Source organism: Cryobacterium sp. M23, from assembly GCF_002929655.1.
GTDB classification, from domain to species: Bacteria; Actinomycetota; Actinomycetes; order Actinomycetales; family Microbacteriaceae; genus Cryobacterium; species Cryobacterium sandaracinum.
Genome location: NZ_PJJV01000080.1, coordinates 18,082 through 36,195 on the forward strand (window position 1 = coordinate 18,082; position 18,114 = coordinate 36,195).

At 58.9% G+C, this 18,114-nt stretch carries 10 protein-coding genes; 3 read left to right on the forward strand and 7 right to left on the reverse strand.

Annotated elements, in window-relative coordinates:
* The first annotated feature begins 359 nt into the window (after positions 1-359).
* Positions 360-1,430: a DNA cytosine methyltransferase gene (locus CXY82_RS13980; protein ID WP_104171458.1), complete on the forward strand. Its 1,071-nt coding sequence runs from the start codon at positions 360-362 to the stop codon at positions 1,428-1,430.
* 80 nt (positions 1,431-1,510) lie between these two features.
* Here the strand turns inward: CXY82_RS13980 and drmB are convergent, their stop codons facing one another.
* From drmB to CXY82_RS14005, 5 genes are all read right to left on the reverse strand, one after another.
* Complete coding sequence (gene drmB / locus CXY82_RS13985; protein ID WP_104171459.1) at positions 1,511-3,322, reverse strand: DUF1998 domain-containing protein; 1,812 nt, start codon at positions 3,320-3,322, stop codon at positions 1,511-1,513.
* The gene (locus tag CXY82_RS13990; protein WP_146069140.1) at positions 3,319-6,276 is read right to left on the reverse strand and encodes a helicase-related protein; all 2,958 of its coding nucleotides are present in this window, start codon (positions 6,274-6,276) and stop codon (positions 3,319-3,321) included. The genes drmB and CXY82_RS13990 overlap by 4 nt, the downstream gene beginning before the upstream one ends.
* A gap of 172 nt (positions 6,277-6,448) precedes the next feature.
* The gene (locus tag CXY82_RS13995) at positions 6,449-8,026 is read right to left on the reverse strand and encodes an NERD domain-containing protein (RefSeq protein ID WP_158252198.1); all 1,578 of its coding nucleotides are present in this window, start codon (positions 8,024-8,026) and stop codon (positions 6,449-6,451) included.
* A 2-nt stretch (positions 8,027-8,028) separates the two neighbouring features.
* Positions 8,029-12,711, reverse strand: a complete 4,683-nt coding sequence (locus CXY82_RS14000; RefSeq protein ID WP_104171462.1) for a DEAD/DEAH box helicase — start codon at positions 12,709-12,711, stop codon at positions 8,029-8,031.
* On the reverse strand, positions 12,708-13,793 hold the full coding sequence (locus tag CXY82_RS14005; protein WP_104171463.1) for an HNH endonuclease: 1,086 nt from the start codon (positions 13,791-13,793) through the stop codon (positions 12,708-12,710). Before CXY82_RS14005 ends, CXY82_RS14000 begins: the two co-directional genes overlap by 4 nt.
* A 116-nt stretch (positions 13,794-13,909) precedes the next feature.
* Here CXY82_RS14005 and CXY82_RS14010 point away from each other — a divergent pair, with 116 nt between their 5' ends.
* Positions 13,910-14,320, forward strand: a complete 411-nt coding sequence (locus tag CXY82_RS14010) for a very short patch repair endonuclease (protein WP_104171464.1) — start codon at positions 13,910-13,912, stop codon at positions 14,318-14,320.
* A 428-nt stretch (positions 14,321-14,748) separates the two neighbouring features.
* Here the strand turns inward: CXY82_RS14010 and CXY82_RS14015 are convergent, their stop codons facing one another.
* Complete coding sequence (locus tag CXY82_RS14015) at positions 14,749-15,690, reverse strand: GIY-YIG nuclease family protein (RefSeq protein WP_104171465.1); 942 nt, start codon at positions 15,688-15,690, stop codon at positions 14,749-14,751.
* Positions 15,691-15,879: 189 nt separating this feature from the next.
* Between CXY82_RS14015 and CXY82_RS14020 the strand changes: the two genes are divergently transcribed.
* Complete coding sequence (locus CXY82_RS14020; RefSeq protein ID WP_146069141.1) at positions 15,880-17,445, forward strand: SIR2 family protein; 1,566 nt, start codon at positions 15,880-15,882, stop codon at positions 17,443-17,445.
* A gap of 104 nt (positions 17,446-17,549) precedes the next feature.
* Here CXY82_RS14020 and CXY82_RS14025 read toward each other — a convergent pair whose 3' ends face one another.
* The gene (locus CXY82_RS14025; RefSeq protein ID WP_104171467.1) at positions 17,550-18,101 is read right to left on the reverse strand and encodes a hypothetical protein; all 552 of its coding nucleotides are present in this window, start codon (positions 18,099-18,101) and stop codon (positions 17,550-17,552) included.
* Positions 18,102-18,114 lie beyond the last annotated feature (13 nt).

Genomic DNA, 18,114 nt, shown 5'->3' on the forward strand with positions numbered 1-18,114 from the left:
CGGTTCCGCGCTGCAGTGGTTGGGCTGGACCGCCCCTCGGGAATCGGATCTCCTTGGCTCAGGAAAGACGGAGAATTCCAAGCGCCACAAAGGGGAGGTGATTTCTTTGCCGTCCTGCCGCGAAAGCCTCGATTCATCGATCCAGCGCTACTTGATCGGGTGTTCTGTTTGCAACCCACGGTCGTGACGAGCTGGGCTGATTCAGCGTTTGCTCAAGTAACAGCAAGGCCAGTCAGTCGCGAGTCGCTCCGTCCCATGGCCCGAGAGATTAGCTGGAGATTAGCCCAAGCGAGGGTCAAACTGAGGCTGCGGCGCGCGCGGCGGGCGGCCTTACAGTGGACCGCTAAGATCGAAAAAGTATGAGTGCACGCGAGATCAAAGTCCTAGACCTATTTGCAGGGGCGGGCGGGCTAACGGCCGGCTTTCACTCGGCGTCTTCACGCTTCACGACCGTTCGGGCGGTTGAAATGGATCGTGCCGCAGCGGCTTCTTACGAGGCGACATTCGGCAAGGGCATCGTCTACCCGGGTTCGATTCAAGATTGGCTAGCGAACGAGACAGTTCCGCAGGTTGACGTCATCATTGGCGGACCCCCCTGCCAGGGGTTCTCCACTCTTGGCAAGCAGGACATAGAGGACACGCGCAATTCTCTTTGGGAGCAGTACGCAGAGACCATTATTCGCGCCATGCCGAAGTACTTCGTGGTCGAAAACGTTGCAGCATTTCGAAAGTCCCACCAGTACCAAGACTTCGTAGATGCGACCAAGAGAGGGGGCCTCCTCGAGAATTACACGTTCGAGGATGACGTGCTCAACGCGGCCGACTTTGGCGCCTTTCAAGCCCGGAAGCGGGCGGTGCTGATCGGTTACCGTAACGACGTTGAGCCCTCCGGTCTCCCCCGAACTACGCACGCCGGCAATCACCGAACGGTTCGCAAGGCGTTTGAGGGCATCGACTTCGGCGCCCCTGTGTTCGACCTTCCTAAGAGTCGTAAGATCCGTTTCGACGGCGAGACATTGAGCGGCGCTTTCATCGCGAGTGAGCTCCATTTTGGTCGGAATTACAGGCAGCTCTCTCTCGATCGGTTCGATGCGATACCTCCAGGCGGCAACAGGTTTGATCTCCCTGAAGATCTCAAGTCGCCATGCTGGAAAAAACACACGACCGGTTCGGGCGACGTAATGGGGCGGTTGCACTGGGACAAGCCGTCAGTGACCATTCGGACGGAGTTTTTCAAACCTGAGAAGGGCCGATACCTACACCCAACGGCCAGGCGTGCGATCACTCACTACGAGGCAGCCGTCCTTCAGGGCTTCCCGCCTGGGCATAAATTCGTTGGGTCGAAGACTGCGATTGCTCGGCAAATTGGCAATGCAGTCCCAATACCTCTGGGCGCGGCGATTGCGCGCACCCTTGAGGCACGTCTCTGAGAAGATTCCTCCGGCAGAAAGCGACTACCTGTTGAGGTCTCAGGAACGAGGTGCGCTCGCACCGTGAAGCTCGGGTCTCCTTAGCTCGCCGATCGCCCCGCGGCCAATACCGAATCGAAGAATCCGTTCCCCGCTCCGTCCTCGCCTACGACGAGACTGCGGTCCAGGAACAGGTTCGAGGACTCGCACGATGTCTCAGGAGCAAGGGCGCAACCGTGGCATGCAGCCAGGTTGAGAGCATTCATGCCCTGCCCTTTACTCTCGCGGCAGACCGGATCGTTGGAGCACCAATCGCTGTCCTCAATTGCCGCCAACAGCATGCGGGCTAGGCGCGGGGGTTCCCCCTGACGCACAAGCCCTCCCAATGTGCCTTCACTGTCACCGGATGCCGTGTAGATAAGAATCCCGGCCTGGCGATCCGCACCTTCAACACTCGAATAGACCCTTTCCCGCAGAGCCGCCGACGCGTAGCCGCTGTTGAAGGCCAGCCGACGCATGATGAGGTGCGCAAGCGTGTGAAGCATGACCGATCTTGGCGTAACCTCACCGTGCCGAGACGCAATGTGTGAATCCAGCCTCCGGCGCTCGAGGGCGGCTGTGCGTTCCTGGACTGGCTGCGCAGATTCCCACTCCGAAACTGCGGCCTCGGTCAGCGAGAAGAAGATCCCTTCTCCAAACGATTCCATCGCTGGGTACCACTGCTCCGCCCCCTTCGGCGCGAAGCTGACCGGTATGACGCTCGAGTCGGGCGAATATCGCCGGAATCCGGTCATAGCCCGAACCTCCCGCAATCGCCGCACGAGCACAACGGAGGAAATTAGGGCTCCGAGGTTGTGGAGAACTGGCGCGTCTGTACGACGAACAAAATCTGCTTTCTCAATTATGAAGTCGGGGCTGGCCGCGGATCCTTCCGTCAAGGGCGTCTGAAATGCTGCCCATTCTCCGTCGAGAAGGCCAGACCTGGCCGCGGCAAGGTTTCCGTCCGTAATCGAGTCATTAGACAGTGCAACCGCCTGGACAGTTTCCGCCGTTAGCCCAAGCTCCCTTGCGATCAGTTCTCTCAGATAGTCCGAAATCGGGCCGTCAGGGTCGGAGCTCAGCGCACCGAACGAGCCATGGTTTCGGATTTTCTCGGCGTGGACAAGGCTCAGAGGCTGGGCCTCTGGGATGTCTATGGCTGAGATGACGTCCGCCATATGTACGTTGGTTGCCCCTCGCTGAACGACCTGAACAGTTGCATCGCAGTCAACGGCTTCAAGCTTTGACTGCCACGGCTGTTTGCCGCTGCACTTGACGCCATCGCCTTTCAATGCACCCTTCGCAGACAACTCTCCAAAGTTGCGTCGAACACCGCAGGATTTGCATTGAACGCTCAGACCGGAGAGTCCTTCATTACCGCTCTCGGACGTCCGAAAAAACAAGTTTTCACCGTCGACGCACTTCTGCTGCGCTAGAACCGTTGCGGCACGGTGGGCCCACCATCTCCAGGAAATATCCTGAACATGACTGCCCTTGTCGCAGAGTGCGATAAAGCGCATGGGAACCCGCGGACCAGCGCATTTCGCGCATCGCGGGGATTTCCCTGTCTCCTCGCTCGAATTCAGTTGACGGAGCGCCCGGCAGTTCTGGCAGAACAGCCATGAGGGGAAGCGCTGAAACGTAAGCCCGGGTGTCTTCTTGGAGGGGTAGGACGGCACGCTGGGCGGAGATTTGAGTGTTCTTCCGTGCAGCTCCCGCTCAAGACGATTGCAAGACAAACGAGGTGAGCTTTTGGGCCACCAGCTAATGTCTGTCGCCATAAGAGAGTCGCCCGCAATATCGACAATTGCCCCTACCCCGAATGGTGCAATTGTCTCGCTGAGGCGCAGGGTCCTCAACCCGACCTGAGTCATGCGGGTGCCTTCTCGCCGCGCACGATTACACGCACGGCGCGGTCAACTGACCGCATTGAGTTCATGACGGGCCAGGCTTCTCCCGCGTCACCAAAGTTCTTGAGCAAGGATGTCCCCTTCTTAGCTTCGTATTGGAGCGTTTCGCCTTCTGCAGCCGCGTCTGCCACCCTCGCCGCCCAGTGGGTGATGAGGGCGTCGAGCTGCTCGAATGCATCGTCTGCTTCATCCGGATCAACATGCTTGATCAGGGTCTTCAGCGCTGTGATGGCATGGCGCACTTGCACGCTGGACGCGTCGAAGTCGCCACACGCAGTATTCGTCCGCAGTCCAGCACCGTGACGCACAAGCAACACAAGAGCGGCAGCCAGTGCTCGATGCCGGGACTGAACCGACCAGGGCGTCACACTCGTTGGCTCGACATAGCGATAGAGCGCCTCGTGGTAACCCCGAAAGGTCTCGTAGTGGGACCTATCCCGCGGCTTCGTAGCACGGAAGAGGGTGACCACGATCCCGGGGACGTCACGCCCTCGTCCAACTCGACTAGTTGCCTGGATGTACTCGGACGTCGTTTTGGGCTGGCCGTTCATCAACATGACGCCGAGCCGGCTAACGTCGATCCCGACCGAGAGCATGTTCGTCGTTGCAGCCACATCGACGGCGTCGCCAGACGCGTATCGGCGTTCGAGCCGTGCAAGTATTTTTGGAAGCTGGTCTGCCTGAACATGGCTTGTGAGTTCCTCCACGCCGTCCCCGCGAATGCTTCGAACTTTCACGCCGCCAACTCCGCGTGTACGCAGCAGGCTCTCAACGTCGTCCCGAGCAATGGTGACAGTCCGACCAAGCTCTCTGAGGCTGTTGTGATAAGCCACGACGGTCCAGTATGCGTCAAGGTCCTCGTCCGTTGCATCCGGAAGCGAGAGAGGTGCTTCCAATAGTCCGGTCAGACTGCGAACAACCGATGACGACTGCGTAAACGCTTGGGGCATCAGTCCAATGTAAAGTCGCCCCGGAGCATCTCGATCGACCCTGGCAAAGAAGCTATCCTCAGCCGAAATACCACTCGCCGGGTGCAACTCGACCTCAGCCGCAAACAAGCCCTTGACCTGTTCCGACGCCGCTCGGATTGTCGCCGTGGAGGCAACGATCTTTGGCCGCGACCCGCCCCAACTCAGCACACTCTGGATTGCAGCCTCATAAACAGCGACAGTCGTCCCCAACGGGCCCGAAAGAAGGTGCAACTCATCCTGAATGACGAGCGACGGCGCATCAAACGGGGATGATCCCCGCCCAAGCAACGAGCCTGCCGCTTCAGAAAGCGGTAGGCGTGCGAACTTATCTACGGTGCCCATGAGCATCGTCGGAGGAGTCCGATACATCTGCTCGTCAACGACGTCGATTGGCAAGCGGGTCGAGAAGGCGCATTCTTTGTGTGGGCAGTACAGATAGAAATCGTTCTTAGTGGCATTCGCGCCGTACGCACTCCGGTCGTCAACGCGCGTGTCGGGAATGATACTGGTGCCACACCATGGGCAGGCCTCCAACTGGAAGGGATTCTCTGGCTTGAGAGCCTTATAGGTCTCATCAAGCCGGCTGAGCGCGTCGATGAGCTTGTTCGGGGTGGTTGCGTCACCCAGCCACAAGCCGATCGTGAAGGCGGGCAACCGCTTAAGCTCCTGATCCTGCTCCTGCAGGCGCTCAAGCGCACAGATGAGTGTTGCCGCCCGTTGAAACTGCTGAGTGGTGAGTAGCCGCAGGGTGTATCTGGTGATCACCGCCGTACCGCCACCATCAACACCTCGAGTTAGCCGACGCCGCACCATTTCGAATGCAGCGAGCGCCAGGTAAGCTTCCGTCTTGCCGCCACCGGTCGGGAACCAAATCAGGTCCACGACTGAGCGATCTTCATGGCCCTCATAGGCGGTCGATTCCAAGGAGACGAGCAGGAAGCCCAATTGGAATGGGAACCATTCGGGTTCCTTGAGACCAGCGGGTCGAGCGATGAGCGGACGGCCGCGCTTTCCTGGATTCATGCGAGCGTGACCGGATTGCAGCATCTGTTCCCGCATTGCGACCATCGCCAACCGAAATGACCGCAAGACGATTGGGTCGGCCTTTAGAACCGTGATGCTGCCGCGCATGCGACGAACTGCCCGACGCATTCGCTCGATGAGACGCACAGATGCCTCTGAATGCGCAGCTGGAAGGCCATGCGATTCTTCCTCCCGTACATCCACCCATCTCTCATAGTCAGTAACGAACTCGTTGAGGTGTTCAGCGAGTGTTTCTGGCGGCACGGATGCATCACTCAGGAAGGACAGTCGCAGCGTGTTCCCTCCGCTGGCGCCGGCCACAGCTGCAATAGCGGGCACAGTCACTGTTGGCAGAAAATCGATCGCTACCGAGCGCACGGATCCATCCTGAGCGTCCCAGGCTGCGGAGGTTCCGTGCCCAACCGCGTACACACGCGCATCCCGATACCGGAGTGCCAACTCACATTCCTCGGGGTCCATATTGACCGAAGCCGTGGTGCGGTACGGCAAGACCTCGCCGCCGATCGGCACGCACGACAGCTGAGTTTGAAAGATGCAGTCCTGAGTTTCGATCTTGTCCTCAGGGTCGCTGCGCTCAATGAGATTCTCAATCGCAACCGTGACCATCCACTGGTCGAGGACGCGCCTCCACCTTGAGGTAACGCGCACGCGAGCACCTGGCACCTCCGGGACAAAGTAGGTCTCACTGGGGCTCAGCGAAAAAGCCGGCAAAGAGACCGGAGACCTTCGCCAGCTTGATCCAGGGCCCTCATTGTCTTCCTTTGCATAAATTGCGAACGCGGCCTTGCAATCAAGAGAATCTCCGTCATGGATGAACGACAACGCGGCGGAGGACGGGTGCCAGTCGTTGGCAGCCTCAATCGCTTCATCGCCGTCTTCGCTCCCGACATCGCCGTCATTCACCTGTGCGTCCGGATCCGTTGCAGCCCTACCGCGGGGAAAGAGCGTGCCGACGAGGTACGTCTTGTCGGGTCTGCTTGCGAGTAGCTCTTCGTTCCCGCCGGATGGGCCTAGGTACTGAGACCTCAGGTAGTCGACGTACTGTTGTCGGCGTGCTGTCTTGGCATCCACAGGTCTAGATTCCTTTCCCGGCGAGGGCTGGCCCGCGGGTGTGGAGTTGCTTCCACGCGAGATCTGAATATGCGACCCAAAGGCTCACACGAGGACGGGTCATGGCGACATAGAGTTTCGACAGGGCCGCTTCGGCATCCAGGTCGTCCACGTCGACCACGCACACGTGTGGTGCCTCCAGGCCCTTAATTTCTTCCGGGCGGTAGAGCGTCGCTGAGCCATTGCGACGGCCTTCGGCGGAAAGGACAATTTGTTTCCGGCGATATGCCGCGCTGCTCACGGCGGCGCTCGCTACACCATTGGGCCGCAACGACACGATCGCCACATCCTCCAAATCGACGCCGTCGTCAACGAGCATCGCCAATCTCGCGTCGAGGGCAGCTCCCGCAATTAAGTCGTTCCCGACCGCGAGCGATACAACTTTCGGTCCAGCACCGACTCTTGGAGTGCCAAGATCCGCGCCGGTCAGCATCTGAGTCTGGATAATCACAGGTGCGGTATTGCGGCAGTTCAGTGCCAACCGACTGCGACTCGCCAGACTTCGAATCTCATTGTGGGTTGCCTCCGAAAAACGACCATCGATGTGTGCTTGGTTATTCGTGTCGCAGAAGAGACGCCACTGTCCACCGCCAATTCCACCCACGACAGCCGCATCGAGAAGCAATATGTCCAACTCGTTCATGATGTCCTGCGCCTCGTCCACGACGAGCACCTCACAAATTCTCTGAGTCGGAAGCTCCGAGAATGCGACACATCTAACCGCAGTTTCAGATAAAAGGGCGGCGACGTAATCGACGACAGCCCTTGACCGGCAAACAAAGAGCACGTCTTTACCAGCCGCAGATGCACGTCGCGCTGTTTCTGCAGCAAGAAGCGTCTTGCCGGTTCCCGCCCCTCCCTCACAGAGAATTCGCTCGTTATCCTCTGCCGCTAGCAGCACCGTGTACTGGGCTTCCACGAGCGCTACATATTCCCGCTCGAGAGCCTCCGCCTGGATGCTCAACCGCGGCACACGATCGAAGTCCGGGCGAAGAATCTGGTTCAACTGGCTATATGCCTTCCCCCGAGGTACTCGAGTGTTGGCTCTGCGCGCGTGTGATCGAGCACTATCGAGCACCTTCTTCAAACCGTTTATGGTCATCGACATTGGCCCGGCATGTTCCCACGGGTCCCATTCAGCATCCGCAGGTAAGGCCTGATCGGGTGTAATGACGAGGAACGCGAACGACACGTCCAGAGCACGATCCGCCTTCTCGAGACGCTCCTTGAGCGCGAACATCCCCGACCGAGCTTGATCAAACGGTCCCTCAGCCTTAAAATTCTGTTCTCCATGTCGATTGGTGAAGCTCCAGGACCCGCCGCTGCGCGCAACGCGCCCACCCTTCACCTCTATGGCGAGGACGCAGTCATCCCAAACGACGACAAAGTCGACCTCGGACATCCGCTTGTATTCGTGTTCAGTGAGGTGGACGGAGTAGAAGCAGGCCGCAGGCTCCTCATAGGCAATCTGCGATATCAAGTTAGCGACGCGGATCTCGGCCTTGCTCTTGACGTCTGTGAAGGAACTCTCGGGCGGCAGCATTCTCATTTCGTCGCTGCCTCGGTGCTCTCCCAGAGGCCATCAAACTCTGTGAAATCAAGGTTTCCAGAGAAGTTTGAGAAAGTGTCCTTGAGGTTCACAATGAGGCACTCGGCCTCGCCGCCGTTAAGGGGCCCGCGTAGCCCTCTGCCGACCATCTGGATATACGCATTTGGGCTCAGCGTTGGCCGGGCGATGTACAGGGCGCGCACACCGGGGGCGTCGAAGCCCTGCGTGAGCACGTCGCAGTTGGCCAGCACCCGAATCTTGCCGTCCTTGAATTCCTGAATTACTCGACGTCGCTCCTGCCGACGCGTCTTCCCGCTCACTGACGCTGCGGAGATCCCTTGCGCCTGCAAAAGCGCGGCAAGTACCTGTGCTGAGAACACGGACGAGGTGAACACAAGGACCGGCCACTTCGGGTCGAGTTCCTTAATGTGTTCAACAATTCGAATAGCTCGGTCTTCATCATTACCCACGCGATCCATAACCGTTGGAGAGAGTCGGGACCAGCTCGCCGCATCTTCCAACTCTTGCGGGCTCAGTCTGACTTCCGCGCCTTGCAGTTCGTCGTAGCGAACCCGGGCCAACACTCCCATCCCCTGAAGCGTTCCGTACGGATCGTCCCCAAGGACGTTCAACCGCTTGTGCCCGAAACGCGCAACCAAGCTTTTTGTTCGACCCTCGCTTCGATTCTTGAACGTCGTGGCGCTCAAACCCAGGAGCGGTTTGTCCGCTGATCGCCCATCCACACCGAGCCAACGGAAGATTCGCGTGTAACGCGAAGAGTCACCTGCCACGTGAGCCTCGTCCACGATGACAGCGGTTGCGTCTGCCAACCACTTGTACTCAAACTTATCGACGAGCTTCTCTAGCTTCGCGTCAGTCGCGACAATGATGCTCAAGTCACTTTCGAAATCGCTCACAGTATTCGAGCCCCAGAGCCGGCCGATCGTCAGGGTTCGGGTATCCGCGAGCTCCCGCCACACTGCACTCCATGTCTGAACAGCCTGCTCGCACAACTCTTCCGATTGGGCAATCCAAAGTACGGGTCCGACGAGGCCATCCTCAAGGAAGGCCTGTACGACCGCCTCAACGGTGACACGGGTTTTCCCCGCTCCAGTTGGCAGAAAGAGCATCGCTTTCGTTTCGACTCCGCCTTTGGCCCGGAGCACCTCTCGAATCTGGTTCGCAAGTTCGACTTGATACCCGTGAAGCGCTGGCAATCCCGGTCGACCCAGCACCTGGACCGACGCAGCGAGGGGGGCCCCCTTCTCCTGAGCGTAAGCGGGTTTGAATCCAAGATCTCTGACAAATTTGAGCGCATCGAGGGATCCAGCCCAGCGATCCGGGCAGGGGAACCCCTTGCGAATGAACTCGTTTTTCAAGACATTCAGAGAATCAAATCCATAGACGTTCAGGAAGAGCCGGGAAACGTCCAGAGGTCGGGTCGACGCACCGAGCTTGCGAACGGATTTCAAGAGTCCAACAGGCAAGACCGCTTCGAGCTCACCCGAGGTGAAGAGCATCAAGAGTCTGTGGACTTCGTCGTCTTCAAGCTGGCACTGCTCCATTAGAAGCTTCATGTCGAGCTCGATAGAGACGTTGAGCAGGTTGGAAAGCTCAGGCACGCTCAGTCCGAGAGTGAATTCTCGATTGATCGATACCATCAGGTCATCGGCAAGCACATCTCGCTGGTAATAGATCGTCGATCCCTGGCGATAATGCATGATTGGCTCGTCCTCGACACCTCCAGCCGCCGTCACGCGCTTCGCAATTCGATCACAGGCGACGAGTTGAACGTCCCTGAGCACACCGCCGGGAAGACGCTTGAACCCTCTGTAGCGGTCCCAAAGGAGTGCCGCTTCAGAGACACCCTCGGTCACGACGCTGAAGGCCACCTGCTCACTGGCCCGCAGCGCGCCCAAACGCTCGACGAGGTACTCCGCAGCGTCTTCTTCGGCGATATGCAGAAAGGGAGTGGCTTTTGCGAGCAAGAATGAAATTTCCTGCCCCGTCGTCGCGACCTGCACGTCCGCGGCGTCAACGAGGGAAACGCCGGCACCGACAATCGCAGGCACGCGTCCTATAGGGAACGATGGAGGAAGCCTGCGGGCTGCAGCGAGAACCAGCGTGCCCAAGTTCTGCGGGTTGACCGTTTGTGGCACTGTCTCAAGGAATTTTTCCCAGACCGGCGGCGGGACATCTTTCAGGTCCTTTGCGAGCCCCAATTTGGTTGCCTGCCCAGTCTGAGCAACGGGTAGGTAGTCACGGTACTGAATGAGAGCTGGGTCCAGCGCGAACCTTGCTTCGATGGGGCCCCAGGTCGTAGCGACAAGCCCGTATTTCTTGATCGCCCATAAATGCGGTGCGATGAAGTCCATTGGGGTCGCGCGAGCATCCCCCACTCGCATCATTGACCATGTTCGATCCGCGTCAGCTCGAAGGAGCGCGGCAGACCAATCTGCCTGCGCTTCGGTGTCGCCATCGGCGTGGAGGCGCTGCAGGAGCTGAATTGGACCGGGACCCTCCTCTTCAACGAACGTGGCTTCCCCGGTCGTCGCACTGAAGTCTCTCGAGAGACGCTGTTGATACTTCTCGTTGGCCCAGGCTCGATACTCCTGATACAGCGGCTCGTAGCGTATCGGGAACCGGGCGTCGACGCCGCACACGACTCCCATCGCTTTCAAAACCTCAACATTTGCACCGTGAAACGTTGTGTCCAAGCGGAACCGGGGATCGGCCGGTGCGAAGTTAGTACCAGTTGCCAGCATCAACGAGCGTGAATCGCGCCAAGATCCGTCCTGAGCGCGCAGTTTCATACAACCGTCATCGCGTTGATGCATGGAGAGAAGCTGTCGGGCTTCCGGGTTTGGCACGTCGTCCATGACGTTCCACAGCTCTTCCCACTGGGCGTCACTCCAGTCTTCGTTCACGGTCCGAAGCAACGACCGGAATTCCTGTGATGGCGTGAGGTTGTGGAAATCCAGCGCCTTCAGGATCTCTTCGACCTTGGGAAGCGCCAGGAAGCGCGGGTCGACCAATTCGAGATCGGATATCCGACCGACGCTCTCGCCTCGCAGGTACAGTTCAAACGTTGCATTGGCCTTGAACAATTTGCCGGATGCCGATGGAACGATGCGTGCTTCTGTGCCAAGGGCTCGCGTGGTGCGGTCCTTCTGGAAATGCAGAATTCGCAGAGCGATCTGAAGGCTCTGGAAATCCAAACCATGCGAGAGGACGGTCAGCCATTCAGCAAAACCGAGTTCCCGGCGAAACTCCGGATCGGCGCGGGAATCATTGCGAACAAGGTTTTCTAGTCTTTTTCGCCGATCCGCCGTTGAGAAGCACCTGAAATGTGCGAACTCATCTGGCGAGGCAGGCGCAGTCTGCCAGAGTTCCATCACTCCGAGCTCCATCGCGTATTCGAGCGATAAGAGCCTCAGCTCGCTCCCGGAGCACAAAGTGCCGGTGGCGTCTGGAACTAGATCCGCCGCCGCTGCGAGCACTGGGATTCTCTGGGTGAAGTATTGGTCGCCATCACTACGGATTTCTTTGCCGCGGCCGGGCATGTAGTCGAAATGCCGGGCCGGGTCGTCGAGAGAAGACAGAAGCGGGAGGACTTCCACAAACATCTGTGCGAACTGTTCGTAAATTTCCTTGTTGTAGAGCCCCGGCAGGAGAGATGTCCGGTCGTCGTTGACTCTCCATGGTGCGTTGAACAAGCCACGTGCCGTCGTCTCGTCCCGAAGCGGAAAGTACGCCCAAAACTGTCCCAGGGCCCTGAGCGACTGCAGTGGCGCTGCGTAGGTGATCTTTACCGCTTTGCGGGCAACCGCTTCCCCAACTTCAGCGCGCGCACGGGAGGACGGCTCGTGCATCCGTTCATTGATTAGCCACTCGGTTTTCGACCCATCTGGGGCGCTGATTTCGACTCTGCCTGGGGCCACGATGACGCAAGTGTGCTCCAGATCCATGTCATCTTCACCGCCCTCGTCGATGACGAGTCTCAGTGTGGAAACGGCCGAGGCAAAGAGGAGGAATTCTGTTTGGAATGTTGCCAGTTGCGTCTTCAAGCGATCGGCATGATCGACGTTCGGTAGGCGAATGATCGTTGTCGCCCAGGTCGCGAGCTCGGCTGCCACAGCATCGTCAGCAAAGACTGTTTCTGGGTCGAGGACTGTCGGAACTCTGAGCTGTGGCAGTTGCTTTTGATCGGGTGCAAGCGCGCTCAACGCCGCTCGGGCATCGGGCGAATTGAACTCGAGGGAAACTGTATGGCTCAGGATCTGAGCATTGTCAGTGACGCTGAGAACTGACTTGAATCCCAGGCCGAACCGCCCAATCTCGTCGCCGCGCTTTCCACTTAGAAACGCGTGGGTGACGGCTCGGAGACCGCTGCTCGTGAACGCCTCGCCTTCGTTCGCGCAGTACAGGTTCCCTCCGCTCAATCGCAGCTCAACGCGCCCTGGTTTCGACCCGCGGACGTTTGCGTCCGCTGCATTCTGGACAAGCTCGAAAAGTTGACGCTCGGCATAACCGCCCGTTCGATAGCTATCTTCCTGATTAAGGTGTTCCTGAATCAGGTTCGGGTTTCTCCGATATACATCCAACGCCGCTGAGCGATGTTCGTTCACTTCGGCGAGAAGGGCGGGGGTGGGACTCTGCCAATTGCGCGTTGTGCTCATGGTTGGTTTCCTTCTTGAGTGCTGAGACGAGCAGAACTGCTTCGCCTAAACTTCGCCGTGCTATCTGCCCCGGATAGGGGATTTCGACCGCGAACCACCGGTTGCTCCCCCAAAAGCCGCTGCAAATGCCATTCGAGATAGGACTCGCGCGGAGCGACTACCCCCTCGTCAATTTGGAGCTGCCCCGTGAGAACGCCCGTTCCAAAGTTTCGGGCAACAACAGGGTCACGACGAATCGCTATTTCGAGCGCCGGTGCAAGCCGCAGAGTCATATCAGGCTGCACCGAGATCAAGAAGGTGTCGAAAGCCGCATCGTGAGTTGGACAGAGCGCTAGGCCATTGCGGTGGTCAAGTCGCTCCCTGTTGGAGCTATGGCGCCAGGGTTTTATGTGACTCGCGATTAGCATCCGACCAGGCGGCAGACTCGTGCCGGCGAGCGTGAGGCCGCAAAATGCACACCGTTGATTCCAATTGGCAAGCACGGCCCGTGCGAATCGTGCCTGCCCGATCCGCGCAGACCCCATCAGCAGTCTTTGTGTGGTGACGAGCTCGATCTCAGGGCGCTCACGTCGCCACCTCTCTGCTTGGGGTTCAACGTGAGTAGCCAGCTCCTCTTCTGTCACTTTGTCCGCGCCCAACACGCCCTGCATCGAATCGAGCCCTAGAAAGTCGGGAAGTGCTTGCGAATCCAGGCCAACTGACCGAGCAGCGCTAATAATCACCGCGTACAAAAGGAAGTACGAGGATAAGTCGCGACCGAGCACGCTTGCGAGTTCGATCTCGTTGCGGGCGCCATTTGTTCTCGAACCGTCAAGGTTGCCCATCTTCGCGAGCACGCTCGATACTGACCGTTTGAACAAATGGGCGATCGTGGGGAGGGGCTCTGGCACTTTGCTGAGATTTGCGGTTCCATAGCTTGCTCGATTCACCACGAATGCCAGCCCAAAAGATAGAAGCGTTTCGACCGGGGCATACGACTCCTGCCTCCGGCCCACCTTGAGGTCGCCACGGTTCAGGATCGCAGCCCACTGCTCGATCGCAGACGGGCGGGTGAGGCCTAGATAATCATCGAGCTCATTCATAGCGTTCTGTCGACGTCAACCGAGAACAGCCCTAACCCGCGCTGACATTCCAGTGGATGAACGGAGGAAGAGACTCTTTTACCACACGTCAATCGGGCAGGCGTAGCGTTTGTGTCATGCCTGACGTCATGAGCCCCGCGCAGCGAAGCAGAACCATGTCGCGTATTCGTTCCGTAGACACGAAACCCGAATGGATTGTCAGACGACTTCTGCACGCGCTGGGCTACCGGTACCGGCTGCACGTCAGAGGGCTTCCGGGGAAACCAGACATCGTGTTCACAAAGCGCCACAAGGTTGTGTTCGTCAACGGCTGTTTCTGGCACTCCCACTCGTGCCGCTCGGGGCAGTCGACTCCTGCGAGCAACATGGTTTTCTGGGCGACGAAGAGATCCAATACCGTGGCCCGCGATGCGCGTAACAAGACCGATCTGGAAACCCAGGGTTGGAGTGTTTTGACAGTTTGGGAATGCGAGTTGCACGACAGCGAGACCCTCGCGCGCGCGCTGCGCGCATACCTTGATGGCTAGCTCAGCCCGGTTGGTGCCCGTCAATACGTTTGACAGTAGTGCCATGTTGCCGAATTCCCCCTCGAATCCATGCTCTACTTCCCCCGCCGCTTCACAGCGACTTGATTGAACTCTACCCAATCGGGCAGGCTTGCCCGCTCGACTCGCACGCACGTGCGCTTCCTAGGTGCTTCCATCGCGGACGCACTCCTGCCCCGAGGCTTCCGACGGACGTGAATGCCATTGGAGTGCGACCCCTGTCCCAACTGCTGCCTCTACCGGCTCCGGTATCGACCCGCGACAATAGAACGTCGCAGCTCGTCGCCTTGAACAGCCCATTCTGGCCGTTCGTGTTAGCGTCGACGAGCGTCAGCCAGGGGCAGCTCGCGAAGTTGGATTCGAGTCCCACGGTGCGGGATCGCTGACCTGCAGGGGCGTCGTTAGTTTAGTTACGCCTCGAGGGGGCCGGCAGGTCGTTCGACGCTCTGGTTCTGCCAATTGCCATAACTGATCCCGGTTCCAACTACCCTCCATTCCGTTCGACCGTTGGCGCTGCTTCGCCCGAGACAAACCGCGGCCGCGGCACTCGGGCTCGCGAAAACCTGATCGCGTTCAAAGCGCATTGCCGAACCGTTCTCAGACGGAACGATCGTGCCGTCTTGCTCCAGCTTCCTCCGCAAGCGCAGGTATCCGTGATCGGAATGGTTGCGCACGACCCGCGCCCCTGAGCCGGTGAAGACGGTGAACTCGCCGTCAACTTCCACGGAGGTTGCCTTCAAGGATTCCCTGACGAGTCGAAGTTCGAAGACTGGCGAGCGCCGGGAGACTGTCGGGGAGTTGACCGCACTCGGGAGTGTTTCGATCGTGGCCGCTGATCGGAAGATGTTAACACCGAGCACCGGGAGGACGATCTTTGCCTGAGCGATGAAGTACTCCATGTCGGAGACATCCGCTTCAGGGAGGGTCAGGGGTAATGGCGCGGTGGCGTTGATCAGCTTCGCACGGTTGGCCTGCTGGGCGAGCGTTATGAAACGACTTTCCAAGTATCGTGCGTGAGCCTTAGTGAGGTTGCTGTCTTTGCTGGTGAGGACTATTGCGCGGTCCCAGAAATCCTTGCCGTTTTGCGCTTCGGGTCGAGCATGCATGTAGAGCCGTTTGCTGATGTCATCGCCTTCGCCGATGTAGGCCAGCGAACCACCGAGGCTGTCAGGATCGTCACCGATCAGGATGTAAACGCCCGTGCGACTTGTTTCCGGGCGTTTGAGGAGGCCGGCGAGGTCGGAGCGCGGAGCAGCAACAACGTGGCCAGTCCAGTTCATGATCTCGGCCGTCAACAACCCACCAGGTGTTCCCTCGGCCAGAAAGAGTCGAACCGACTTGCCAACACTCATTGTGTGCTCCCCTTGGAATTCAGTCGACCAAAGGCCTGATCGGCTAGCTATACAGACGAAAGCCTACGGCCCCGAACGCAAGGGGGCAGCGCCCGTAACAACCGGATCAACCGCACCGCGTTCGATGGGCTGAGTCGTAATGCAGAAATGTAAGAATCAGGCATGACGCAATCACACGTATACGTAATCATGGGCGATATCACCCACCTGAGATGCGATGCGTGGATGCTGCCAAGCGACTCCCGATACGACGTTCGAGACCATTGGACGACGACTGTTGACGGGCTTTCGGAATCGGTTACCAAGACTCGGAACAAAAGGTATTCGTCAGGGTCCTTGTTCAGCCTTCCTCTGCAGGATTGGGATGCCGCCTCACCACTTCCGATCCTGACCGCGGTCCCGCTCACAGGATTCACCGATGCCGCGGAACTCCGTCCGAGGATCGCTGAGTTCATCCGGGTCGGAGCTGTCGCCGCCAAGGAGCGAATCGCCGCAGCCACGAAGGTGAATGGCGCTCGCCGGAATCCTTTGCTGGCGATGCCGTCGTTCGGCACAGCGGGCGGCGGCGGGCACCTGCGCAAAGGCGACATATTGCGGGTGATCCTCGAGCAAGCCCGGACCTCTGCTGGCGAACATGGCGTTGACATCGTGCTCGTGCTCCGCGACGAGCGAATGTTCGCGCTCGCTCAGGTCATCCGGCAGGACTCACCCGATTACTGGGCGGAGCTTGAACACGTCAAATTGCTCGACAAGGCAAAAGAACTCGCATTGTTGGCGCAGTCCGGTCGCCTTGTGCCGTTCATGGGAGCAGGAACGAGCGTGAGCGCGGGCGCCCCTTCCTGGAAAGGGCTGATCGAAGCCCTCGCGGCCGACGCGAAGCTCACTGAGGCGGAGACGTCAAGCCTCTTGGAGCCGGGGATGTCTGCACTCGACCAGGCAGGTTACCTGCGTGCACGCTACGAAAACGGTGTCACGACTACCAGCGAACCGCGTGCCAGCTTCAACGAGGAAATCGCTCGGCACGTCGCACTCACCCGGTACGGTCTGGCGCCGGCGCTTCTGGCCGGCCTGCGCACCGAGCAAGCAATCACCCTAAATTACGACTCTCTCTTTGAGCTGGCCTCAGCCGACATCGGCGAAAATCGGACTGTCATTCCTGACAGCAAGGTTAATGGGAAGAAATGGCTGCTGAAGCTGCATGGGTCCGTAACGAATCCGGAGAGCATTGTTCTGACCAGGGATGATTACCTCGGGTTCAACACCACCCGTGACGCACTGTCGGCCGTGGTCAAGGCAACCTTGATCACCCACCATCTACTGTTCGTCGGATTTGGCCTCAAAGATGATCACTTCCACGAAATCATCCATGACGTCCGGCGAGCGCTGCCGCAAGATGCAGACAGCACGCAACCGATAGCGACGGCCCTGACCCTGCACGCCAATCCCCTGAATGACATGCTCTGGAACAAGAAGCTCGACCTCATCAGCATGGGTAAGTGGGAAGGCGACGAGAGCGTCGCAGAATCCGCCCGCATACTCGAGATCTTTCTCGACGCACTGTTGGCCTTCTCAACGGATAGCCATTCATATCTTCTGTCAGAGGGGTACGAGGATGCGCTCAATCCCGCGGAAAAGGTGCTTCGAGAGGGTCTGATGAACTTCTACCGGGAAGGAAAATCAAACGGAGTACATACGCCAGCTTGGAAGGTCATCGCACAGGCCTTCCGAGACCTCGGACTTGGAGAGGACGGCTAGTCGATTCCCGAATACCGTTCAAGAAACCAACGAGCGTGTTGTCGAGGTAGGCGGACCGGATGTGGGAGACGGGAATCCCTGCGGTCCGGAGTCTGCCCTGCGGTTCAGTGCTCCTGGGCCGCGGGAAGGTCGTTCTCAGCCATCGGCAGGTCCAACGACTCGAGAGCCGCTTGGAGTCGAGCAGTCACGTCGATGTAGTCAGGCAAGGCGGCGAGACCCACCAGCGACAGCGTGATGATCTCGCCACCGACCCAAGCGGCCGCCCTGGCCCGCGCCTGCACGACGGTGGATTCCACTTCAAATGCACCGAGAACCTCATAGGTTTCCGCCGCAAGCACAACGAACACTGCAGCGTCGAAGTCCCACGATCGGAAGACGGAGAATTGCACTGGTTTGGAACGCGCACTCGCGGCGATCACCCGGGATTTCACCTGCAGAAGACCGCCGTCAGCGGCCCTGACATCCCAGCTCTTTTCGCTGTTCGGTGCCAATGCACCCCGGTAGGCGCGTTCGGTAAGAGTCTCCGCCAGGTCGCCTGAAGGGGCGTTGAGAGTACGGATGACCCCTCGGGCTCGAAGCTCACTGAGAATGCCCGCGTATTGCCGCAGAAGGTCATGTGAACTGAAATCCGATGGGTGGAACTCGTCCCGAATCATAGTGTCCAACCTA